Origin of the sequence: Amycolatopsis sp. lyj-108, from assembly GCF_046549005.1 — a bacterium.
GTDB lineage: Bacteria > Actinomycetota > Actinomycetes > Mycobacteriales > Pseudonocardiaceae > Amycolatopsis.
This window is the reverse complement of sequence record NZ_JAJPWQ010000015.1, coordinates 220,784-240,940: the sequence shown is the minus strand read 5'-3', so window position 1 is coordinate 240,940 and position 20,157 is coordinate 220,784. Positions and strand designations below refer to the sequence as shown.

The window sequence follows — 20,157 nt, the reverse complement described above, 5'->3', positions numbered from 1 at the left end:
AAGGCCAGTATCGCGCCCGGAACATCACCCGTCAGGCAGTGAGCACTTCCCAACCTGGTTGCGACAGGCTGGAGTTCGCCGGTCCCCAGGTGCTGTACGTGGCGAAGCTCCTGATAGAGGAGTTCACGACCAAGATCACTCGCTCGACCACGCTCCTGCCGATCGACCGGATCGCCGCCGACCGCCGCGGCGCCGGCGGCACCGTGCGTGTGCCCTGCGAATCTCTCCGCAGGCCAGCAGGCGGCCAACCGCTCACACCCGGATCCGGGCCGTAGGGGAGCAGGCCAAAGGGGCTCACTGCCACGAACGCCACCTCACAACATCCGACACACAGACACCACGGCCATCGCCGATTTCCGGCAACGCCGTAAGCAGCTCAGCACGAACTCCCAGCGCGACCACTGGCCAAAAACTGCGGCACAGCAACAAAACCCTCACCATCAACCTGCTCCGCCAGCCAGACCTCCCCCTCCTCACCAGATACCGCCCCCACCCGGACAGCGACGTCCACCAACCCGCGAAAGAACGTAGCTCCACCAAGGAACCCGACGACCCCTTCCACCGAAACCTCACGAAACCCGCATCCGGTCAGCAACCGTCGAAACCCGCGCGCGATCCGGGGTGCGGCGATCACCGAAGCCCGGGCGCGCACGATCTCGCGCGTCAGTGCCGGATAGGAGGAATCGATCATCAGCGCCTCCCAATCGGGTCCTGACAACACGATCCGCCCGCCCGGAGCCAGAACCCGCCGCGCCTCCGCCAAAGCGCGCTCGGGCTCGGCCAGTTCATGGAACACCTTGTCCGCCCGGTATCCCGCGAACCCGCCGTCGACTGGCAACGCGTAAGCATCACCGACCAGAAACTCGGACCCAGGCGATCGACGGTGGGCCTCTTCGATCATCTCGGCCGAGAGATCGACGCCGACAGCACGGAATCCCCGCGAAGACAACTCGGATACGGCCAGGCCGGCACCGCAGCCGACGTCGAGCACCGCGGAACCGGGCTCCAGCCGGAGCAGTTCGTAGGTCCGGGCCCGCAGTTCGGCGGCTCCCGGCAGGGCATCGGCGGCGTCGAGCCGCTGCAACATGGACATACCGGGAATCGTCCGACTTAATGGCGACATGAAGTCAAGCACCTTGAGCGTCGGCGAGGTCGCGGAGCGCTTCGGCCTGGCGCCGCATGTCCTGCGCCATTGGGAATCCGTCGGCCTGCTCAAGCCGGCGCGAGCGGGCGATCGGCGGCGGTACGACGACGGCGACCTGTGCCGGATAGCGATCATTCTGCGCTCGAAAGAGGCGGGACTGAGCCTCGACGGCATCCGTGAGATGTTCCAGAAGCCCGGTGAACGCGAAGCGGTCCTCAAGCAGCACAAAGAAGAACTCGAGCGACGTATCGCCGCCGCGCGGGCGTCGCTCGCGATCGTCGACTGCGCTCTCGGGTGCGAGCACGAAGACTTCACCCAGTGCTCGCATTTCCGGGAGGCGGTGGCGCGGGCCTGCTGATCCGCGCCACCGTCCCGGCTCAGCCGAGCAGCGCGCGCATCTCGGTGATCTCGGCCTGCTGACCGTCGATCACCTTCTGCGCCAAGGCCTTCACCTCGGCGTTGCTGCCCTGTTGCAGGGCGGTCTTCGCCATCTCGAGCGCGCCTTCGTGATGTTCGACCATCATCTCCAGCCACTGCTTGTCGAAGGCGGCGTCCTTGGCTTGGCCGAGTTTCGCGAGATCTTCCTCGGTCATCATGCCGGACGCCGAGCCGTGCTCGGAGTGCTCGCCCGACGGCGCCACTCCCCAGCCTTTCAGCAATCCGTTCAGCTGCTGGATCTCCGGATCCTGCGCCTTCTGGATCCGCGCGGCGAGGTCGGCGACCTTCGCGTTGCGAGTGCGGCCGTCGACGAGTTTCGCCATCGCGAGCGCCTGTTCGTGGTGCGGGATCATCCCTTGCGCGAACGTGACGTCGGCCTGGTTGTGGCCTGCCTGCTGGGGATCCGGCGCCTTCACCGTGGACATGTCGTGCCCGGTGGAGGCGGTGTCGGAGCTCGCGCATCCGGTGAGCACGGCGAAGGAGGCCAGGGCGGCGAGGGCCACCCCGACCAGTTTCCTGCTGGTCATGGTTCTTTCCTCAACTCGGTTTCGGGCAGGGTGGGACGAACCCGCCTGTCACACCCGCAACACGCAAAGGAAGGACAATCTCTCGGGAACCGGTCTCCAGCGCGGAGGATCACGGCCCGACGCCGAACCGCCGCCCCGGCGTGACTTCCAGGTCGCCCCCGCCGTCCGTCCACTCCGGACGAGCAGCCAGGTGACGATCAGCAGCACGGCCGCGGCGAGTACCGCGAGGCACAGATGCAGTCCTTTGTGTCCGCCGTCGTCGTGCGAAGGCGTGTCCGCGCAACATGGATCCGCCATCGCGACGGCCGAATGCCCCGCGCCGTGGCCGGACTCGGCGACGACGTGATGCATGCCGACCAGCCCCAGCGCCACCACGCACAACAGCAGCCACCGCAGGACGGCCGGGTACGAGGACTGGGTCACGGTTCCACCGTAGCCGGATTCAGCGCGCCGCCGGACGGTGGGGTTTCCCCGCCGAATGCAGTGCCGGGATGTCGCGATCGATGTGGTCGGCGTGGAACAACGCCTGCGCGAGCAGGCCGCGGACGTGGTCGTTTGCCGCCGAGTAGTAGACGAACGTCCCCTCGCGACGGCCCTTGACCAGTCCGGCGAGCCGCAGTTTCGCGAGATGCTGGCTGACCGCCGTCGGCGCCGCGCCCGCCAGTTCCGCGAGACAGGCGACCGAGGACTCGCCCTGCAGGAGCGCCCAGAGCACCTTGATCCGCGTGGGATCCGCGAGCAGCCGGAACGTCTCCGCGGCCAGGTGGACCTGCTCCTCGGTGGGCATCTCGAAATCCGGGACCGACTCGTGCATGTCAGGAGGATAGCCGCTACCCTTCTGCCTGCGTACCTGCATGACTGCGCAGGTATCAGAACAGTGAGGTGAGGAATGACCGGCCATGGACACAGTCACGGCCACGGGCAGGGGAAGAGCCGCCTCCGCCACTTGCTGACCCCGCACAGCCACGACAGCGCCGATCGCGTCGACACCGCGCTGGAGACCAGCAAACGCGGCGTCCGGACGCTGATCTGGTCGTTCGCCGCCCTCTTCGTCACCGCCGTCGCCCAGCTCGTGCTCGTGCTGATCACCGGATCTGTCGCCCTGCTCGGCGACACGATCCACAACTTCGCCGACGCGCTGACCGCGGTCCCGCTCGGCATCGCCTTCCTGCTCGGCCGCCGCGCCGCCACCCGCCGCTACACCTACGGACTGGGGCGCGCCGAAGACCTCGCCGGCGTGCTCGTCGTCCTGCTCATCGCCGCGTCGGCCTTCCTCGCCGGGTACGAGTCGATCCAGCGGCTGCTCGATCCACGCCCGGTCCAGCATCTGTGGGTGGTCGCCGCGGCGGGGGTCATCGGTTTCGCGGGCAACGAAATCGTGGCCAGGTACCGGATCACCGTCGGCCGCGAGATCGGGTCCGCCGCGCTGGTCGCCGACGGGCTGCACGCGCGTACGGACGGCTTCACGTCCCTCGCGGTCGTGCTCGGCGCGGCCGGTGTCGCGTTCGGTTTCCCGCTGGCCGACCCGATCATCGGCCTCGCCATCACGGTCGCGATCCTGTTCGTCCTGCGTGATGCCGCCAAGGAGGTCTTCCGCCGCCTGATGGACGCCGTCGACCCGGCCGACGTCGATCGCGCCGAGCGCGCGGCCGCCGAGGTGCCCGGGGTACTCGGCACCCGGGATCTGCGGATGCGCTGGATCGGCCACAGCCTGCGCGCGGAACTGGCGGTTTCGGTCGAGTCCGGGCTGAGCGTCACCGAGGCACATCACCTCGCGCATCGGGTCGAGCGGCGGCTGCGCGAGGTCCTCCCGCGGCTCGCGGAAGCGGTCGTGCACACCGAACCGGCGAACGCCCATGAGATCGTCACCGGGTGACGCTGTCCGACAACGACATCCGCGCCGTCCGCGCCCACGCGCAACTGCTGACCGCCCCGGCCGCGGACGTGCTCGCCGTGGCCAGGTCCGTCGCCGCGATCCAGGCGCAGTCGACTCCCGCCGCCCGGCTCGCGATCCGTGCCCGCAGCCGGGGACTGACCGCGCCGGACGTCGACGGGTCCCGCGCGGTGGCGCGCACCTGGCTGATGCGCAAGACGCTCCATCTGGTGCCGACGGCGGATCTCCGCTGGTTGAACCGGTTGTTCGGTCCGCGCAACGTCCAGGCGGGACAGGGCCGCCGCACGCAACTGGGGCTCACCGACGAACTCTGCGAACGAGCACTCGCGAAGCTCCAGGATCTGTTGCCGGGCAAGGCACTCACCCGGCAACAGATCCTGGACGGCTTGGCCGCCGACGGCATCGCGCTCGACGCGAGGTCCCAGGCTCCGGCCCATCTGCTGGCGTACGCGGCGAATCACGGTCTGCTCTGCCGGGGTCAGGACGACGGAACGGAACCGACGTACGTACTCCTCGACGAATGGGTCACCGACGACCACACGCCGGACGAACCGCACGCGGAACTCGCCCACCGGTACCTGACCGCGTACGGCGTCGCGACAGCCGAGGATTTCGGCGCCTGGTCCGGTCTCCCGCTCGGCCTGTGCCGCAAGGCTTTCGCCGCGCTGGATCTCGTGCCCGCCGGCCACGGCTTCGCGCTCTCGGAGACCGGCCTCTCCGCTCCACCGTGTCCTCCCCGCCTGCTCGGCGCCTTCGACACCTACCTGCTGGGCTACCGCGACCGCGAACTGCTCCTCGACCAGGCCGAGGCGAAGCGCGTCAACTCCGGCGGCGGAATGATCGCGCCGACCGTACTGGTCGACGGCCGGATCGCCGGAACCTGGCACACCAAGCGAACCGCGAAGCGGACGAAGGTCGTCGTCGAGCCCTTCGTCACGCTTCCGCGGTCCGCCATCGCCGGTCTGGAGTCCGAAGTGGACGATTACGGCCGCTTCCTCGGGGAAGCCGCCGTCCTCGTCATTTGAGAGAGCGGAAGAATTCCCGCACGTCCCCGATCAGGATTTCGGGCTCCTCCAACGCCGCGAAGTGCCCGCCGCGATCGACATCGGTCCACCGTACGATCGTGTGCGCGTCCTCCGAGTACCGCCGGATCCCGACGTCGTGCGCGAAGATCAGCGCCGCCGTCGGCACGCCGGAGTTCTTCTCGACGGCTCCCCAGGTTTCCGCCTGCGCGTAGCCGACGTACGCGGACGAAGCCGCCGTGCCGGTGAGCCAGGTGAACATGACGTTGGTCAGCAACCGGTCCCGGCCGATGATCTCCTCCGGCAGCGTCGGGCGCGGATGCGTCCACTCCCGGAACTTGTCCATGATCCAGGCCAGCTGCGCGACCGGCGAGTCCACGAGCCCATAGCCGAGGGTCTGCGGCCGCGTCGACTGGATCGCGATGTACCCGAACTCCTCCTGCATGAACGCGCCGATCCGCTTCACGCGGTCGCGTTCGATGTCGGTGAGCGAAGCGAGTTCCTCCTCCGACAACGACATCGGGGGCATCGGCGTCAGTCCGCCGTTGACGTGCACGCCGATCACCTTGTCCGGCGCGAACCTCGCCACCTCCGGCGACACGGAAGCGCCGAGGTCGCCGCCCTGCACGCCGTAGCGTTCGTACCCGAGCCGTCGCATCAGCTCCGCCCATGTGCGGCCGATCCGCGGCATGGTCCAGCCGGAATCCGAGACGGGGCCCGAAAAACCGAAACCGGGCAGCGACGGGATCACGAGGTGGAACGCGTCCGCCGGGTCGCCCCCGTACGCCTTCGGGTCGGTGAGCGGACCGATGACGTCGAGGAACTCGACCACCGAACCCGGCCAGCCGTGCGTCAGGATCAACGGCGTGGCGTCGGCTTCGGGCGAGCGGACGTGCAGGAAGTGGATCCGCTGCCCGTCGATGACCGTGGTGAACTGCGGGTGACCGTTGATCTCGCGTTCGGCGGCGCGCCAGTCGTAACCGTGGCGCCAGTATTCGGCGAGTCCGCGCAGCCATGCCACCGGCACTCCGGTGTCCCAGCCGTCGCCGGGGAGCGGGGCGGGCCAGCGCGCGCTGTCGATCTTCGCGTGCAGTTCGTCCAGCTGCTCCTGAGGGACGTCGAGGCGGAAGGGGCGGATCTCGGTGTTTTCCATGATGCCCACGTTACGAGGCATTGCGGACAGGTTCGGTCCTCAATCGGAACCGGCTTCCGGAGTACGGGAAGATGCGCTCGTGACGGACAAGTACTTGGCCTACGGCAGGCTCATCCGCGACGGGAAGATCCTGTTCATCCGGCGGCGGCCGGGGTCCTTCCTCGGCGGCCACTGGGAGCTGCCGGGCGGGACCGTCGAGCCGGGCGAGCGGCCCGCCGAGACCGTCGTTCGCGAGTTCGCCGAGGAGACCGGGCTGACCGTCCGTGTCACCGGCGAACGCGGCGCCCGCAGCTGGGACGACGTCGCGGGCAAGCCGATGCGGATCCACGCCACGGTGTACACGCTCGCCGAAGACGAGCCGCGAGACGTCGTGCTCGATCCCGAGGAACACGACGCCCACGTCTGGTACACGCGGGAAGAAGCCGTCGCGCTCGACCTCGCCGAACACTTCCGGCACGCGCTCAGGGACTGATCGGTCCACATCGGACGGTCACCGAGATGTCATGAAAGGGTCGTTCAGGACATTTTTCGTCTTGAACGACCCTTTCCTGACATCCGGCCGCCGCGGACCGCCGGAAACTGTCGTACCCCGGTGGTCTCCTCTTCCCAGGCGACAGCGGGCCCGGCCGGGCCCGCGCGCGGAAGCGAGGAGAAAGTCCCATGGCCGGAGAAACGGTGCTCACGGTGATCGGAAACCTGACGACCGACCCGGAGCTGAGGTTCACCCCGTCGGGAGCGGCGGTCGCGAACTTCACGGTCGCGTCGACGCCGCGCGTGCTGGACCGCGCGAGCGGGGAATGGCGCGACGGCGACCCGCTGTTCCTGCGCTGCTCATTGTGGAAACAGGCCGCGGAGAACCTGACCGAGTCACTCACCAGGGGGACGAGGGTGATCGTGCAGGGCAGGTTGAAACAGCGCTCGTTCGAGACGAAGGAAGGCGAGAAACGCACGGTGGTGGAGCTCGACGTCGACGAGATCGGCCCGTCGCTGCGTTATGCCACGGCGAAGGTGAACAAGGCGGGCCGAAGTTCGGGAGGCACCCCGTCGGACGGCGCGTGGGAACGAACGCCGGTGACCGCCGGAAGTCCGGAGCCGCCCTTCTGACCCGGCGGTTTCCCTCCCGGGAGGGAACGATCTCCCTCTCCGGCGGCATGCGGTCGCGGCCGTCCGGCTCGGATGCTGGAGGTCGTGAACACGACCACGATCCTCACCGAAATCGGGCTGGACCCGGCCGACGAGCGGCACGCGGAGTTCGCCACCGAACTCCGCACCGGGTTGTCCCTGGTCGAAGACAGACTTCAGGAGGTGTTGCGCAGTCCGGGGCAGCCGGATCTCACCGAAGCCGCCACCCATCTCGTGCGCGCGGGCGGAAAACGGCTGCGGCCGTTGATGGCGCTGGCCGGAGCGGCGTTCGGCGACGGACGAGGCGATGCGATCTCGGCGGCCGTACTCGCCGAGCTCGTCCACGTCGCGACGCTCTACCACGACGACGTCATGGACGAGGCGCCGATGCGGCATGGGGTGACCAGTGCGAACTCGTTGTGGGGTAACAAGAAGGCCGTCCTGATCGGCGATTACGTGCTCGCCTGCGCGGCACGGGTCGGTGCCGGGCTCGGCGACTTCGCGTTGCGGTCGCAGGCGCAGACGTTCGGCAGGCTCGTACGCGGGCAGTTCCTGGAAACGACGGGACCGTTCGAAGACTGTGGCCGTCACGCGCCCTACGAGCACCACATCCAGGTGATGGCCGACAAATCCGCCTCGCTGATCGCGATGGCGGGACGGCTCGGCGCCCAGGTGTCGGGTGCGGATGAGCGGACCATCGAAACGTTGGGCCAGTACGGCGAACTGATCGGCGTCGCGTTCCAGATCTCCGACGACGTCCTCGACATCTCCGCGTCCACCACGGACCTCGGCAAGTCCGCGGGCACCGACCTCCGCGAAGGCATCGTCACCCTGCCGATGCTGCACGCGCTCGACGACGAGGGACCCGATGCCGCGCGGTTGCGCGAGATCATCGGTCATGGGCCGGTTTCCGATCCGGCGGTCCGCCAGGAGGCACTCGGTCTCCTGCGCGGCTCCGCCGGTGTCGACCGCGCCCTCGCCGAAGCCCACGGATACGCCGCCAAGGCGAGGGACCTCGCGCTCGGTCTCCCCGACCGGCCGGCGAGAGCGCTGCTCGTCGGCCTCTCGGCGTTCGTGGTCGACCGCGGCGAATAGGCCCGTGACGGGTGTGACCAGGGTTAAGGTGGCGGAATGACCACCGACAACCTGGGAAACGTCGAAGGCCGCGACATCGGCTCCGGAATCTCGATCATCCGCGAACGGACCGACGTCGACGGTTCCGGACCGAGGCTGCACCAGCACCCGTACCGGGAAACGTTCGTCATCGTCCGCGGCCGGGCCAGGTTCACCATCGACGACGCCGAACGTGAGGGCGGCGCGGGCGACGTCCTGGTCGTGCCCTCGAACACCCCGCACAAGTTCGCCGTGATCGGCCCGGAGACCTACGAAGCCGTCCACATCCACGAGAGCGACCATTTCATCACCGAGTGGCTCGAATGAATTCTGTCGGGCGCAAGAAAACCCTTTCCCGGGCTAGAATCCGACGACGTGCTCGTGTCCGGCGGGCACCCGAGGCGACGGGAACCGGGAACTGTGACCGACGTGGCGGACCGCAGCGGTGACGAAACCCGCCGGGTGGACAGATTCGACCAGCGACGCGCGCAGCTGGCGATGTCGGCGCTGGTCACGTTGTCCGAACTGGGCTACGCGCGCACGAGCCTGCGGGAGATCGCGCAGAACTCCGAGTTCTCCCACGGGGTACTGCATTATTACTTCCGGAACAAGGCCGAGCTGATCACCTACTGCGTCAAGCAGTACAAGGCCGAATGCGTCACCCGGTACGACCGGATGGTCGAGACCGCGGAAACGGCCGAAGAACTGAAGCGCGCCTTCGGTGCCGCGACGGCGGCCACGTTGCGGGAAAACGCCCGGCTGCACCGGCTCTGGTACGACCTGCGTAACCAGAGCCTGTTCGAGAAGTTGTTCCAGACCGAGGTCCTCGCCATCGACGAGACACTCGAACTGATGATCTGGCGGGTCGTCTCCCGCTATGCGGAACTTCTCGGAAAGCCGGCGGATTTCGCCCCGTCGACGACGTACGCGCTCTTCGACGGCCTGTTCCAGCAAGGTCTGCTGAAACACCTCGCCGGCCGGGCAGACGCGGCGAGGTGCCTTCAGGAATCGGTCGAACAGCTGCTGGCGCGGCTGTTCACCACTTGATGGTCGGATACCAGATGACGCCGGTCCGGCCCAGCACCCGCAGATCCCAGTACAGCACCGTGAAAGTGCCGGCGACCAGCAACGCGGCACCGGTCACCACGGCGATCCTGGTGGATTTCGCGAGCATCCATCGCTGAAGCCGCCCGCCCGTGCCGTGGGTGAGCAGCAGGAACAACAACGCCATCACCAGGATGTTGCCGACCGACTGGAGGGAGAACGCGGCGGCGCCGTAGAAGACGTTGTGGCTTTCGGCCGCGCTGCGGAACATCATCCGGAACAGCGGGAACGGCCTGCCGATCAGGAATCCGCCGATGAGCGCGCCCATCAGCACGAGCGGCGCGGGCGGGAACCGGCGGGTGAGGCCGCCGATCGGGTTGCGGACGAGGCCGACGGAGGCCAGGCCCAGCACGATGAACACGATCCCGATCACGCCGTAGACGATCATCGACTGGATGTTCCGCGGGGTGAGCCCACCCGGCGACGAAACCGTCGAGAACTGCGGCATCCTCGTGCCGACGAGCGCGACGACGACGCCGTACACCACGGAGACCGTCAGCATTCCCGCAGCGATCCAGCCCAGCGGCCTCAAGGTGTCGGTGAACTTCGGTCGCCCGGCGGCTCCTCCGCCGACAAGCGGCGCGACGGCGCCGAAAGCGGCGATATTGCACGCGGTGAACGTTCCCGCGAGCCCGGAGACGAACGCGAAGAACGTCCCGGCCAGCACTCCGCCGATCGGGGTCTCCTTGGCGTCGTGACCGAGGAGGGTGTTGGCGACGCTGTCGCCGATCACACTGTCCACAAAGGGCGCCGACCAGATGACCGTCAGCGCGAATCCGGCGAGGACGGACCAGAGCACCACCCGCCACCGATGTTCCGGGTACGGACCGGAGCCGAGGAAATGCGCCTGCGGCGAAACGGGAGCGCGTTCGGTGACGGACATTCGTGCCTCCAGCGTCAGATGGCTTCCCCCTGCCGCTCATCGTTGTTGCGCTGGAGGGGCCGCACCACCTCCGAAATGCCGATCTGTCCTTGGGCCGACCGGCCCCGGGTAATCCGTGTTCCGCCGGGTACGCCGAAGTGGAGCGTGACCGAATACCACCGAAAAGGTGAAAGCTCCGCGGTCTCGTGGGATCATCGTCGGACGAATGCGGCAGCATGGCCACCTGATCGGCCTTGACCGGCCACTGACCCTGCGGAGGACGATGGACTTCGACCAGGTCGCGGATGAGCTCTACGCCGGCGATCCGGCCGAGTTCGTGTCGGTGCGCAACCAACGGGCGAAAGAGGCGAAAGCGGCGGGGGAAGCCGCCTTGGCCGAACGGATCCGCGCCTTACGGAAGCCCACGCTCGCGGCCACGATCCTCAATCGCCGGGCGGGCTCCCCCGAGCTCGCGGAGCTGGCAAGGCTGGGCGACGATCTGCGAAAGGCGCATTCGGCCCTGGCCGGCGCGGACCTGCGCAAGCTGGCCCGGCGGCGTCAGGAACTGGTGAACCGGATCCTGCGGGACGAACGGTCGATGAGCGAACCTGTCACCCGCGAAGTCGAAGCGACCCTCGAGGCCGTCGTGGCCGATCCCGAGGTGGCGGCGCTCGCGCTGGCCGGGCGGCTGAGCAGCGGCGCGGACAGCTCGGGCGACCAGTGGCTGACCAGCGGGTTCACCCCGCAACCGAAGCGCAAACCCTCCCCGGAACGGGAAAAGCCCGCCACGGTGTCGCATTTGGACGATCGGCGGAAGGCGAAACGGGAGGCCGCGGAGAAGGCCGACCAGGAGCGGACCGCCAGGGCCCGAGAAGAGGCCGAGCGCGAAGAGAAACGGATAGCGGAGTTCAACCGGCTCCGGCGCGAGGCCGCCGATCTCGCGAAGGCCTGCAAGCAGGCCGAGATCGACCTCTCCCGCGCCGAACGCCGGTCCGAAAAGGCCACCGAGAAGGCGAACGACCTCCGGCGGCGGCTCGCCGACGCCGAACTCGAGGAAGAGACCGCGAACGGCGAGACCGCGGCCGCGCAGACCGTCTTGGACGATCTGCGCGGCGAAGCCGAGCGAGTCGAGGAAGCCCTCGAGGAGTTCTAAGCCGGCTGACGTTCACGAACCCGCGTAGCGGCCACCCGGCGTCCATAGGGTGTCTTGCCGCCGGGCTTGTAGACCGACAGCACGGTCATGGTCACGTACATCGTCGTGGACACGATGATCGGGTAGAACCCGTCCACCCGGCGTCCCGCTTCCACGAACGTACCGTCCATAGTGGACTCGGCCGCCGCCGCCAGTTCCCGGATCCCCGGCAGCAGGGAGAACAGCGTCAGCCCGGCGGCGACCAGGGTCAGCACCAGTTTGATCGCGACCCACTTGTACCGGATCAGTCCCCATTTCGTGCCGACGCTGAGCACGATCCCGCTGATCAGGGCGGTCAGGCTGACCGGCAGCAGCAGGTAGCCGCCGATCTGGTCCATCATCAGGATGGCCCCGTGCTGACGGCGGGCGTCTTCGGTGAACACGGAGGTGAAGGTCAGGACCGCGTTCACCATGGTGATCCCGAGCCAGCCGAGTGACGAAACGACATGGACGACGAGGACGAGTTTCCGCCACCGCGGGGTGAGCGTGATCGGCGGTCGCCGCACTGTGGAAATACTCATGTGCCCAGTGTTTCCGCAGGCTGAGCTCCCGTCGTCCGTCGTGGAGCGGCACCTCGCCTACGTATCGCGGAGTACGAGCCCTCGGACGTACGCGGCCTGCCCGGCGTGCTGGAGATCGTCGGAAAGCACGCTGACCAGGCGAACCCCGAGGGTGACGGGCGGATCCCACGCGTCGTCGACGATACGGTCGAGGTCGGCTTCGGCCAGTCCGGCTGCCCACGCCGTCGTCACTTCGTGGACCGCGTCGTAGTACCCGGTCAGCAGCTCGGCGGAGTCGACACGGACCGCCTCGACGTCCTCAGGGCGATGTCCGTATCCGGTGTCCGACGCCGGGAAGGGCAATTCGAAGCGGCCCACCCAGTCCTGCGCGGTCCAGATCTGTTCGGTGCCCATCAGGTCGGCGAGGTGATCGTCCTGCACCCTGGTCAGATGCCAGACCAGCCAGGCGATCGTGTTCGCGCCCGGAGCCGGGCTCTCGGTCAGCTGGTCGGCGTCCAACCCCTCGACGGCGGCGTGCACGACCTCTTGGACGCGGCCGAACCCGTCGGCCACCACTTCGGCCAGTTTCATCGAATCCCCTTCCTGCGTCTCCCTCCACCATGACACCGCGAGGTGACCCCTGCCTTACAACCTTGACTTATATAAGCCCAGGCCGTGATAGTTGCCGGATGCACGCGTTCGACGTCCTGGGGGATCCGGTGCGCCGCCGGATCCTGGAACTGCTCGCGGGCGGGGAACAGAGCTCCGGCGACGTGACCACGGTGGTGCGCGCCGAGTTCGGGATCTCGCAGCCCGCGGTCTCCCAGCATCTGCGCGTCCTGCGCGAGAACGGCTTCACCACCGTCCGCGCCGAGGGCGCGCGGCGGCTGTACTCGGTGGATCCGGGCCCGCTCAAGGAGATCGACGGCTGGCTGGAGCAGTACCGGCGTTTCTGGACCGGGCCGCTCGACGCGCTCGCCACCGAGATCGCCCGTGGCCGCCGCGAGCGCCGGAAGGCCGCCGAAGACTAGGGCCGGCCCATGCGCAAGGGGTGGGGCGTGCCGTCGCGAGCGTCGTCATCGTGCTGGGGCTCGTCTTCGCGGTCACGGAACGCGGTGGTCGGGACAAGGGAGTGCAGTCGTACCCGGCCCCGCCGACGACACCTCGCTTGCCGTCCTATTCGACGGCCGCACCCGCGCCCACGACCCGTCCGACGCGCGCCGTCGACAGTGGCTGCCGCCTGGGACAGGGCCCCGCCGAGGCGCAACGGAAGACCGGCGTCGCCTTCCCCGCCGAACTCGTCGCCTTCCTGCTGCGGCACGACGGTGTCTCGGGCACCGGCGAAAGCTTCGCTTTACCCCGTTCCACCACCTCGCGTCCACGGAAACCGTCGTGAACGAAGCGAAGGTCATGTGCGACGTGCTGGTCTCGAGCGGGCTGGACGGCAACGTCGGTTCCTGGTGGCACGGACGGTTCGTGCCGGTCGTCGGCGGCTACCGGCCGGTCGTCGGCGCGAACCGGGCGCTGGACTGGGAGTTCCCGCGCTGAGGTGCGCGGGCGCGTGGACTGTCGGACCCCGCCCCTAGAATCGTCCGGGTGGCAGCCCCCGACATCGGTACCTCGGAAGTCTCGGAAGCCCTTGAAACGCTGAACCGCGTCTTCGGCTACGACGACTTCCGCGGCGACCAGCACGCCATCGTCGAACACGTCATCGCAGGCGGTGACGCGCTCGTCCTCATGCCCACCGGCGGCGGGAAGTCACTGTGCTACCAGATCCCCGCGCTGGTCCGGCCGGGCGTCGGGGTGGTGATCTCACCGCTGATCGCGTTGATGCAGGACCAGGTCGACGCGCTGCGCAACCTCGGCGTGCGCGCGGGTTTCCTGAACTCGACGCAGGACTACGCCGAGCGGAACAGGGTCGAGGCCGCCTTCGTCGCCGGCGAGCTGGACCTGCTGTATCTGGCACCGGAGCGGCTTTCGGTCGAATCCACCGTGCGGTTGCTCGATCGCGGCAAGATCTCGCTGTTCGCCATCGACGAGGCGCACTGTGTCTCCCAGTGGGGGCACGATTTCCGGCCCGACTACCTGATGCTGTCCGCGGTGCACGAGCGCTGGCCGGACGTGCCGAGGATCGCGCTCACCGCCACCGCCACCAAGACGACGCACGCCGAGATCGCGTCCCGGCTCAACCTGGAGGACGCGCGGCATTTCGTCGCGAGCTTCGACCGGCCGAACATCCAGTACCGGATCGTCGGCAAGAACTCGCCGCAGCGGCAGCTGCTGGAGCTGCTGCGCACCGAGCACAAGGGCGACGCGGGCATCGTCTACTGCCTGTCGCGGAACTCGGTGGAGAAGACCGCGGACTTCCTGGTCGAGAACGGGATTCCGGCGGTGCCCTATCACGCCGGGCTGGACGCGCGGACACGCGCGAAGCACCAGTCGCGGTTCCTGCGCGAGGACGGGCTGATCGTCGTCGCGACGATCGCGTTCGGCATGGGCATCGACAAACCGGACGTACGGTTCGTCGCGCACCTGGACCTGCCGAAGTCCGTCGAGGGTTACTACCAGGAGACCGGCCGCGCCGGTCGTGACGGGCTGCCGTCGACGGCGTGGCTGGCGTACGGCCTCCAGGACGTCGTCCAGCAGCGCAAGATGATCGACATGTCGGAGGGGTCCGAGGCACACAAGCGGCAGCTGAGCGCCCACCTCAACGCGATGCTCGCGCTGTGCGAGACGGTCGAATGCCGTCGCGTGCAGGTGCTGAACTACTTCGGGCAGCAGAGTGAGCCGTGCGGCAACTGCGACACCTGCCTGGCGCCGCCGGAGACCTGGGACGGCACGATCCCGGCGCAGAAACTCCTCTCCACCATCGTCCGGCTGCAGAACGAGCGGCGGCAGAAGTTCGGCGCGGGGCAGCTCATCGACATCCTGCTCGGCAAGTCGACGCCGAAGGTGACGCAGCATCGGCACGATTCGCTGAAGGTGTTCGGCATCGGCACGGAGCTGAAGGAGCCCGAGTGGCGGGCCGTGGTGCGGCAACTGCTGGCGCAGGGGCTCGCGGCGGTCGAGGGCGACTACGGCTCGCTCGTGCTGACCGAGGGCAGTGCCGAGGTGCTGAACGGGCAGCGGAAGGTCCAGCTGCGGCGTGAGCCGGAGCGGGCGGCCAAGGCCGCGGCGCGGTCCAGCACGAAGAAGGCCGCGGCCGCCGACATGCCCGCCGAGGCGGCGCCGGTGTTCGAACTGCTGCGGTCGTGGCGAGCCGCGGCGGCGAAGGAGCAGGGAGTGCCCGCGTACGTGATCTTCCACGACGCGACCCTGCGCCAGATCGCCACCAAACGGCCCGCCACGCTGCAGGAACTGGGTTCGGTCAGCGGCGTCGGCGAGAACAAGCTCGCCAAGTACGGCGAGCAGATCCTCGAGACGCTCGCCGAGGCCTAGTGCTCGTGCGGCCGGCGCGGCGGCCGTCCGGTCATCCCGTCGACCTTGCGTACCGCGCCGTCGATCTGGCTGTGGTACTTGCCCTTCGTCTTGTGGTCGACGAAGGTCGCGGCCTTGTTCACGACCTTCGAGACCTTCTCGGGGTTCTTCCGCACGTAGGCGCGCACGGCCCCGGCGGTGCCGGCCAGGGCGGTCAACTTCCGCAGTAGAGGCACTGTGGTCCTTTCCTCGGGGTCGTCTGGTGTCCTGCTCAACGACCGGTAGTGGTCACTGGGTTCCCCGAAGCGCGCCGAATCACTCATTTCGGATACCCGCGCCGGTCGGAGCACGGAAAACGGGGCGCGCGACGAGGGCCGAGGCCGCTAAGTTCGGGCTCATGCGGGATCTTTCGCTGCTGCCCAAGGCCCATCTGCACGTCCACCTCGAAAGCACGATCCGGCCGGACACGCTCCGTGACCTCGGTGAGGCGAACGGCGTCGCCGTACCCCCGGAACAACCCGTGTTCGACGGGTTCCGCGCGTTCGGTGACTACAACGGGCTGCTGCGATCCTGCCTGCGGAGACCGGAGGACTTCGAACGGGTGGCGCGCGAGTTCTGCGAGGACCAGGTCGCGGACGGGGTCCGCTACGCCGAGGTCACCTTCACGGCGGCTTCGCACGGCGAACGACTGGGCGAGCCGGACATGCCGCTGGCTTCCGTCCTCAAAGGACTTTCGGCGGGGTCGGCCGAATACGGGCTCCACTGGCGGATGCTCCTGGACCACTCACGCCGCCGGCCGGTCGAACGCGCCCGGCTCACCCTCGACCTGGCACGCCGGTACACCCCGGACGGGGTGTTCGCGATCGGCCTAGCTGGGGAGGAGAAGTATCCGCTGGCGCCGTTCGCCGGGATCTGCGACGAGGCCGGAGAGGCCGGGCTGCGCCTGATCCACCACGCGGGCGAGGACGCCGGACCGGCCAGCATCCGCGAGGCACTCGACGTGGGCCACAGCGAGCGGATCGGCCACGGCATCCGGATCCTGGAGGACGTCGCGCTGGTCGCCGAGGTGCGGGAACGCGGTATCGCGCTGGAGGTCTGCCCGTCGTCGAACGTGACGCTCGGGCTCGTGCCGTCGTTCGAGGAGCACCCGCTCCCCCGGCTGGTCGACGCCGGGCTCGTGGTCACGCTCAGCACCGACGTCCCTTCGATCACGGGGACGACGCTGACCGACGAGTTCCTGCGCACTCGCGAGGCGTTCGCCTACGACGACCTCGCGCTCGCCGGACTCGCCAGGGCGTCCGTCGACGCGTCCTTCGCGCCCGCCGAGCTCAAGCGTTCGATCCACCAAGAGATCGACGCCTGGCTGGCCTGACGCCGCGCACCTGGGCCCCCGCGGCGTCGATGAAGGCATCGAGCGCCCGCTGGCACCGGTCTTCGTGACCGGCCAGTTCGGCATGATCGGCCGCTTCCCTGATCGCGGCACAGTGTTCGAAGGTGACATCGGCGAGCGCCACCAGCTCCGGATCGCCGGTGAGCAGTGCCACCCGGAAGCGGGCGTGGTCGGCCGTGGCACCGAGAACGTCGGATTCGGTGAAAGCGGCGCGCAGATCCTCGTCGGTGGCAGTGGCTCGCTGTCGCAAGAGCCACAGACTGACCGCGCCGCGCCTGAGCCCGGTGATCGCGCCCGCGAAATCGGCACAGGCTTCCGTCCGGTCCTGGCGGAGTCGTTCTTCCCGGGTGAATCGGTCGGTGCGAGCGGCGTTGAGCCGCTGGAACAAGAAGGTCGACGTCGAGCCGAGCAGGGTCCCGGCCACGGCGATGAGGCTGGTGAGCCACGCGTTCATCCGGCGGAGTCTGCCATGCCGGAGAACGCCTCGTGCCCGGTGAGACAGCGGGCACGAGGCGTCCTGGCTCAGCCGGTCGGGAAGTCGTCCGGCGTGCGGATGCGGTCCCGCACCCAGACACCGGCGGGCTTCAGCATCGAAGTGCCGGTGAAGGAGTTCCCGGCGCAGGTTCCGGTCTTGAACACGGCACCGGAGCGGAAGTCGTCGGAGAAGTTCCAGTTCGTCCAGCCGATCTTCTTGGCGGCCAGCAGATCAAGGTACTTCTGCGAGTACGTGAAGTCGTTCCCGCCGTCACCCGTGTAGGTCTGGGTGCCGAATTCCGTGACGAACACCGGGATCCGGTCCGCGGTCCGCGCCAGCGCGTCGTAGTGCTCGTCCTGGTGTGAAGCCGCGTAGAAGTGGAACGTGTACATGATGTTGGTGGCGTTGACGGGGTTGTTCAGGATGTCGTTCTCGTCGCGGCCGTCGGAGATGCCGAAGGTCGACCATCCGTGCGTCCCGAGGAAGACGACGCTGTCCGGGTCCTGGGCCCGGATCACCGGGATGACCTCTTCGGCGTACCGCTTCACGTCCGCCCAGCTGACGCCGTTCGGTTCGTTCGCGACGTCGTAGATGATGTTGACCTTGTCCTTGTGCCGCTGCGCGATCTCGGCGAAGAACGTCTTCGCGAGATGGGTGTTCGCGTTCGGGTCACCGGGGTCGAGCTGGTGCCAGTCGACGAGGACGTACATCCCGCGTTTCGTCGCTTCTTCGATGTAGTTGTGCATCATGTCGGTGAACTTGCGCGGGTTGCTCTCGTAGCCGTCGTCCTGGATGTACATGGCGACACGCAGGATGTCGGCCTTCCAGTCGTTGGCCAGCGCGTCCAGCGAAGCGGTCTTCACACATTGGCTGTACCACTGGATCCCGTGCGTGCTCATCCCTCGCAGCTGGATGGGCTTGCCGTACTGGTTGCACAGTTTGACGCCGCAGACGTGGAGTTTTCCGTTGATCGACACCGGTGTCCCGGTACCGCACGAGGGCGTGGTGACGGAGACGGCATTGCTCGGAGCGGACGTGTTCCCCGCCGCGTCGTAGGCGACCACCGTGAACGAGTACGACGTCGACGCGGCGAGACCGGTCACCGTCGCGGGCGGATTCACCGTCGTGGCAACGGTTTGACCGCTCCGGAGGACGCGGTACCCGGCGACCCCGACGTTGTCCGCCGACGCCTGCCAGCTCAGGGTCGCGCTGCCGCAGGTCACGTTCGACGTCGTGGGCGAACCCGGCGCCGTCGGCGCTTCGGTGTCGTTGGAACCACCGCTGGCCTCGACCGAAAGCGAGTCCGCGTTGGGCCCGCCGTTCGACGTGACGGCGGTCGTGCGGATCCTGTTGCTGCCGGCCGCGAGGTTCACCGTGGTGGTGACGGTGCGCCAGGTCGTCCACGCGCCGGTGCCGGCGAACCCGAGGTCGTCGACGGCGAGAGCGCCGTTGACGGTGATGTCGAGCGGGCGGTTGGCGGTGGTGCCGTTGGCGTAGCGGAAGGTCAGCGTGTGCTGTCCCGCCTGCGCCGCGTTGACGGTGTACTCGACGTAGCTGCCGGTGACGTTGTCGTAGTTGACGAAGCCGGATCCGGTGAAGCCCTGGTGATTGGATTCGACCACGCCGCGGGAGACCGTCGCGTTCTCGGACTCGTAGCGGACGGGAGCCGCGGAAGCGGCCTGGGCGGAGATCGGGACCGAGGCGGCCGCGAGCACCGTGACCAGCGCCGCCCGCCATCTTGGGCGTACCACTTTGTGCCTCCTTCAGAAGCATCGTTGCGTTCCGTGGAGCAGGGGCGCGGCGAGCCCTTGTTAGGAAACCTTCCTAACGCGGACCAGTTTCACCATCCGGCCGAACCGCTGTCAACCGGGCAAAGGGGGCGATCGCACCCCGCAATTCGTCACCTACTTGCGGTAGTCGCAGGCGGGCTACACAAGTTCTCCACAACAGTCACGTACCGTGGAACCGGTGACCGCTTCGTCCCCTTCGGCACTGGATCTCATGGACCAGTGGCAACCACCGCCCAAGAGGCGCGGCCCGCGCGGCTGCGTGATGCTCGCGCTGCTGGTCGTGGGCGCCTTGGTGGCAGGCGCCGTCTGGGTCGTGGTCAGCCTCACCGACCGCGAGCCGGTGCCGGTCAAACCGGAATTCGTCGTTCCCGCCCTCAAACCCGCCCCTCGTTCGGCGATCCCCGGCGACGCCGGACCGCTACCCGCGGAGCCCGCGAAGGACGCCTGGATCGCGAAGGTGTCGGAGAACACGGACATTCCTTCGCGCGCGCTGCGGGCGTACGTGAACGCCGCCGAGAAGACCGCGAAGACCACGCCACGCTGCGGAATCACCTGGGCGACCATCGCCGGGATCGGCCGGACCGAGTCCCAGCACGCCCGGCACGACGGCTCCCGCGCCGGTGAGGACGGCGTCGTGACGCCGCCGATCATCGGCATCCCGCTCGACGGCTCCCCCGGCGTGCTGGCGGTCGTCGACACCGACAAGGGCGCCCTCGACGGCGACCCGAAATGGGATCGCGCGGTCGGGCCGATGCAGTTCCTGCCCGCCACCTGGAAGCGATACGGCGTCCGTGCGAACGGTGACGGCGCCGCGCCGAATCCACAGAACATCGACGACGCCGCGATGACGACCGCCCGGTACCTGTGCGCCCGGGGCGGCGACCTCGGCAAACCCGCCGGTTGGTGGACCTCGGTGCTGATCTACAACAACTCCACCGCGTACGGGCAAGAAGTGTTCAGCAACGCCGACGCCTACGGGAAGGCCGCGCTCGGAAAGTAGCAGCCAGGCGCAGC

The 20,157-nt window shown here is 68.3% G+C and carries 27 protein-coding genes; 16 read left to right on the top strand and 11 right to left on the bottom strand.

Features of this window, described 5'->3' with window-relative positions; translation table 11 throughout:
• The first annotated feature begins 38 nt into the window (after positions 1–38).
• Positions 39–275 (top strand): hypothetical protein, encoded by a 237-nt coding sequence (locus ACLJO0_RS39790; protein ID WP_410584901.1) that lies wholly within the window; start codon positions 39–41, stop codon positions 273–275.
• Between the two features lie 101 nt (positions 276–376).
• Here ACLJO0_RS39790 and ACLJO0_RS39785 read toward each other — a convergent pair whose 3' ends face one another.
• Positions 377–1,093: a methyltransferase domain-containing protein gene (locus ACLJO0_RS39785; RefSeq protein WP_410584899.1), complete on the bottom strand. Its 717-nt coding sequence runs from the start codon at positions 1,091–1,093 to the stop codon at positions 377–379.
• A 28-nt stretch (positions 1,094–1,121) separates the two neighbouring features.
• Here ACLJO0_RS39785 and ACLJO0_RS39780 point away from each other — a divergent pair, with 28 nt between their 5' ends.
• Positions 1,122–1,502 carry a MerR family transcriptional regulator gene (locus tag ACLJO0_RS39780; protein ID WP_410584897.1) on the top strand — a complete coding sequence of 127 codons (381 nt, stop codon included), beginning with the start codon at positions 1,122–1,124 and terminating at the stop codon, positions 1,500–1,502.
• A 19-nt stretch (positions 1,503–1,521) separates the two neighbouring features.
• On the opposite strand, the gene ACLJO0_RS39775 is transcribed toward ACLJO0_RS39780, so the two are convergent.
• From ACLJO0_RS39775 to ACLJO0_RS39765, 3 genes are read right to left on the bottom strand one after another with little or no spacing between them, the layout of a single operon-like run.
• Positions 1,522–2,109 (bottom strand): DUF305 domain-containing protein, encoded by a 588-nt coding sequence (locus tag ACLJO0_RS39775; protein WP_410584895.1) that lies wholly within the window; start codon positions 2,107–2,109, stop codon positions 1,522–1,524.
• A gap of 48 nt (positions 2,110–2,157) precedes the next feature.
• On the bottom strand, positions 2,158–2,532 hold the full coding sequence (locus ACLJO0_RS39770; protein WP_410584893.1) for a DUF6153 family protein: 375 nt from the start codon (positions 2,530–2,532) through the stop codon (positions 2,158–2,160).
• Positions 2,533–2,551: 19 nt separating this feature from the next.
• Complete coding sequence (locus tag ACLJO0_RS39765) at positions 2,552–2,923, bottom strand: ArsR/SmtB family transcription factor (protein ID WP_007030039.1); 372 nt, start codon at positions 2,921–2,923, stop codon at positions 2,552–2,554.
• 75 nt (positions 2,924–2,998) lie between these two features.
• On the opposite strand from ACLJO0_RS39765, the gene ACLJO0_RS39760 reads away from it, so the two are divergent.
• Together ACLJO0_RS39760 and ACLJO0_RS39755 are read left to right on the top strand one after the other, a co-directional pair.
• On the top strand, positions 2,999–3,985 hold the full coding sequence (locus ACLJO0_RS39760; RefSeq protein ID WP_410584890.1) for a cation diffusion facilitator family transporter: 987 nt from the start codon (positions 2,999–3,001) through the stop codon (positions 3,983–3,985).
• On the top strand, positions 3,982–5,028 hold the full coding sequence (locus ACLJO0_RS39755; RefSeq protein WP_410584888.1) for a winged helix DNA-binding domain-containing protein: 1,047 nt from the start codon (positions 3,982–3,984) through the stop codon (positions 5,026–5,028). The genes ACLJO0_RS39760 and ACLJO0_RS39755 overlap by 4 nt, the downstream gene beginning before the upstream one ends.
• On the opposite strand, the gene ACLJO0_RS39750 is transcribed toward ACLJO0_RS39755, so the two are convergent.
• Entirely contained in the window at positions 5,021–6,178 is a 1,158-nt protein-coding gene (locus ACLJO0_RS39750; protein WP_410584886.1) for an epoxide hydrolase family protein, read from the bottom strand. The genes ACLJO0_RS39755 and ACLJO0_RS39750 overlap by 8 nt on opposite strands.
• A 79-nt stretch (positions 6,179–6,257) precedes the next feature.
• Between ACLJO0_RS39750 and ACLJO0_RS39745 the strand changes: the two genes are divergently transcribed.
• From ACLJO0_RS39745 to ACLJO0_RS39725, 5 genes are all read left to right on the top strand, one after another.
• On the top strand, positions 6,258–6,650 hold the full coding sequence (locus ACLJO0_RS39745) for an NUDIX domain-containing protein (RefSeq protein WP_410584884.1): 393 nt from the start codon (positions 6,258–6,260) through the stop codon (positions 6,648–6,650).
• Between the two features lie 188 nt (positions 6,651–6,838).
• Complete coding sequence (locus ACLJO0_RS39740; protein ID WP_125788577.1) at positions 6,839–7,282, top strand: single-stranded DNA-binding protein; 444 nt, start codon at positions 6,839–6,841, stop codon at positions 7,280–7,282.
• Between the two features lie 84 nt (positions 7,283–7,366).
• Positions 7,367–8,395, top strand: coding sequence for a polyprenyl synthetase family protein (locus tag ACLJO0_RS39735; RefSeq protein WP_410584882.1), 1,029 nt, complete (start codon positions 7,367–7,369; stop codon positions 8,393–8,395).
• Positions 8,396–8,431: 36 nt separating this feature from the next.
• Positions 8,432–8,740, top strand: a complete 309-nt coding sequence (locus ACLJO0_RS39730) for a cupin domain-containing protein (protein ID WP_410584880.1) — start codon at positions 8,432–8,434, stop codon at positions 8,738–8,740.
• Positions 8,741–8,833: 93 nt separating this feature from the next.
• Positions 8,834–9,460: a TetR/AcrR family transcriptional regulator gene (locus ACLJO0_RS39725; protein ID WP_410584878.1), complete on the top strand. Its 627-nt coding sequence runs from the start codon at positions 8,834–8,836 to the stop codon at positions 9,458–9,460.
• Here ACLJO0_RS39725 and ACLJO0_RS39720 read toward each other — a convergent pair.
• Positions 9,450–10,400 (bottom strand): hypothetical protein, encoded by a 951-nt coding sequence (locus ACLJO0_RS39720; RefSeq protein ID WP_410584876.1) that lies wholly within the window; start codon positions 10,398–10,400, stop codon positions 9,450–9,452. The genes ACLJO0_RS39725 and ACLJO0_RS39720 overlap by 11 nt on opposite strands.
• 262 nt (positions 10,401–10,662) lie before the next feature.
• Between ACLJO0_RS39720 and ACLJO0_RS39715 the strand changes: the two genes are divergently transcribed.
• Positions 10,663–11,532 carry a hypothetical protein gene (locus ACLJO0_RS39715; RefSeq protein WP_410585025.1) on the top strand — a complete coding sequence of 290 codons (870 nt, stop codon included), beginning with the start codon at positions 10,663–10,665 and terminating at the stop codon, positions 11,530–11,532.
• Here the strand turns inward: ACLJO0_RS39715 and ACLJO0_RS39710 are convergent.
• Complete coding sequence (locus tag ACLJO0_RS39710; RefSeq protein ID WP_410584874.1) at positions 11,529–12,092, bottom strand: hypothetical protein; 564 nt, start codon at positions 12,090–12,092, stop codon at positions 11,529–11,531. The genes ACLJO0_RS39715 and ACLJO0_RS39710 overlap by 4 nt on opposite strands.
• Positions 12,093–12,149: 57 nt before the next feature.
• Positions 12,150–12,662, bottom strand: a complete 513-nt coding sequence (locus ACLJO0_RS39705) for a mycothiol transferase (protein ID WP_410584872.1) — start codon at positions 12,660–12,662, stop codon at positions 12,150–12,152.
• Between the two features lie 98 nt (positions 12,663–12,760).
• Between ACLJO0_RS39705 and ACLJO0_RS39700 the strand changes: the two genes are divergently transcribed.
• Genes ACLJO0_RS39700 through recQ form a run of 4 tightly spaced genes read left to right on the top strand, consistent with a single transcriptional unit; the run spans position 12,761 to position 15,509 of the window.
• The gene (locus ACLJO0_RS39700) at positions 12,761–13,102 is read left to right on the top strand and encodes an ArsR/SmtB family transcription factor (protein WP_016335887.1); all 342 of its coding nucleotides are present in this window, start codon (positions 12,761–12,763) and stop codon (positions 13,100–13,102) included.
• Positions 13,103–13,122: 20 nt separating this feature from the next.
• Positions 13,123–13,467, top strand: a complete 345-nt coding sequence (locus tag ACLJO0_RS39695) for a hypothetical protein (RefSeq protein ID WP_410584870.1) — start codon at positions 13,123–13,125, stop codon at positions 13,465–13,467.
• Positions 13,464–13,619 (top strand): hypothetical protein, encoded by a 156-nt coding sequence (locus tag ACLJO0_RS39690; RefSeq protein ID WP_410584868.1) that lies wholly within the window; start codon positions 13,464–13,466, stop codon positions 13,617–13,619. Before ACLJO0_RS39695 ends, ACLJO0_RS39690 begins: the two co-directional genes overlap by 4 nt.
• A gap of 48 nt (positions 13,620–13,667) precedes the next feature.
• On the top strand, positions 13,668–15,509 hold the full coding sequence (gene recQ / locus ACLJO0_RS39685) for a DNA helicase RecQ (protein ID WP_410584866.1): 1,842 nt from the start codon (positions 13,668–13,670) through the stop codon (positions 15,507–15,509).
• Here recQ and ACLJO0_RS39680 read toward each other — a convergent pair.
• Positions 15,506–15,724: an antitoxin gene (locus ACLJO0_RS39680; RefSeq protein ID WP_125794974.1), complete on the bottom strand. Its 219-nt coding sequence runs from the start codon at positions 15,722–15,724 to the stop codon at positions 15,506–15,508. The genes recQ and ACLJO0_RS39680 overlap by 4 nt on opposite strands.
• A gap of 161 nt (positions 15,725–15,885) precedes the next feature.
• On the opposite strand from ACLJO0_RS39680, the gene add reads away from it, so the two are divergent.
• The gene (gene add / locus ACLJO0_RS39675; RefSeq protein ID WP_410584863.1) at positions 15,886–16,860 is read left to right on the top strand and encodes an adenosine deaminase; all 975 of its coding nucleotides are present in this window, start codon (positions 15,886–15,888) and stop codon (positions 16,858–16,860) included.
• On the opposite strand, the gene ACLJO0_RS39670 is transcribed toward add, so the two are convergent.
• Together ACLJO0_RS39670 and ACLJO0_RS39665 are read right to left on the bottom strand one after the other, a co-directional pair.
• Complete coding sequence (locus tag ACLJO0_RS39670; RefSeq protein WP_410584861.1) at positions 16,817–17,332, bottom strand: hypothetical protein; 516 nt, start codon at positions 17,330–17,332, stop codon at positions 16,817–16,819. The two genes, add and ACLJO0_RS39670, sit on opposite strands and share 44 nt — an antisense overlap.
• Before the next feature lie 68 nt (positions 17,333–17,400).
• Positions 17,401–19,104 (bottom strand): cellulase family glycosylhydrolase, encoded by a 1,704-nt coding sequence (locus tag ACLJO0_RS39665; RefSeq protein WP_410584859.1) that lies wholly within the window; start codon positions 19,102–19,104, stop codon positions 17,401–17,403.
• A 217-nt stretch (positions 19,105–19,321) separates the two neighbouring features.
• Here ACLJO0_RS39665 and ACLJO0_RS39660 point away from each other — a divergent pair, with 217 nt between their 5' ends.
• Positions 19,322–20,143 carry a lytic murein transglycosylase gene (locus ACLJO0_RS39660; RefSeq protein ID WP_410584857.1) on the top strand — a complete coding sequence of 274 codons (822 nt, stop codon included), beginning with the start codon at positions 19,322–19,324 and terminating at the stop codon, positions 20,141–20,143.
• Positions 20,144–20,157 lie beyond the last annotated feature (14 nt).

Bases quoted from the DNA above. Each gene is read 5' to 3' on its own strand.
- ACLJO0_RS39785 (WP_410584899.1), bottom strand. From the start codon at position 1,093: ATGTCCATGTTGCAGCGGCTCGACGCCGCCGATGCCCTGCCGGGAGCC.
- ACLJO0_RS39780 (WP_410584897.1), top strand. From the start codon at position 1,122: ATGAAGTCAAGCACCTTGAGCGTCGGCGAGGTCGCGGAGCGCTTCGGC.
- ACLJO0_RS39775 (WP_410584895.1), bottom strand. From the start codon at position 2,109: ATGACCAGCAGGAAACTGGTCGGGGTGGCCCTCGCCGCCCTGGCCTCC.
- ACLJO0_RS39765 (WP_007030039.1), bottom strand. From the start codon at position 2,923: ATGCACGAGTCGGTCCCGGATTTCGAGATGCCCACCGAGGAGCAGGTC.
- ACLJO0_RS39760 (WP_410584890.1), top strand. From the start codon at position 2,999: ATGACCGGCCATGGACACAGTCACGGCCACGGGCAGGGGAAGAGCCGC.
- ACLJO0_RS39750 (WP_410584886.1), bottom strand. From the start codon at position 6,178: ATGGAAAACACCGAGATCCGCCCCTTCCGCCTCGACGTCCCTCAGGAG.
- ACLJO0_RS39740 (WP_125788577.1), top strand. From the start codon at position 6,839: ATGGCCGGAGAAACGGTGCTCACGGTGATCGGAAACCTGACGACCGAC.
- ACLJO0_RS39730 (WP_410584880.1), top strand. From the start codon at position 8,432: ATGACCACCGACAACCTGGGAAACGTCGAAGGCCGCGACATCGGCTCC.
- ACLJO0_RS39720 (WP_410584876.1), bottom strand. From the start codon at position 10,400: ATGTCCGTCACCGAACGCGCTCCCGTTTCGCCGCAGGCGCATTTCCTC.
- ACLJO0_RS39715 (WP_410585025.1), top strand. From the start codon at position 10,663: ATGGACTTCGACCAGGTCGCGGATGAGCTCTACGCCGGCGATCCGGCC.
- ACLJO0_RS39710 (WP_410584874.1), bottom strand. From the start codon at position 12,092: ATGAGTATTTCCACAGTGCGGCGACCGCCGATCACGCTCACCCCGCGG.
- ACLJO0_RS39705 (WP_410584872.1), bottom strand. From the start codon at position 12,662: ATGAAACTGGCCGAAGTGGTGGCCGACGGGTTCGGCCGCGTCCAAGAG.
- ACLJO0_RS39700 (WP_016335887.1), top strand. From the start codon at position 12,761: ATGCACGCGTTCGACGTCCTGGGGGATCCGGTGCGCCGCCGGATCCTG.
- add (WP_410584863.1), top strand. From the start codon at position 15,886: ATGCGGGATCTTTCGCTGCTGCCCAAGGCCCATCTGCACGTCCACCTC.
- ACLJO0_RS39670 (WP_410584861.1), bottom strand. From the start codon at position 17,332: ATGAACGCGTGGCTCACCAGCCTCATCGCCGTGGCCGGGACCCTGCTC.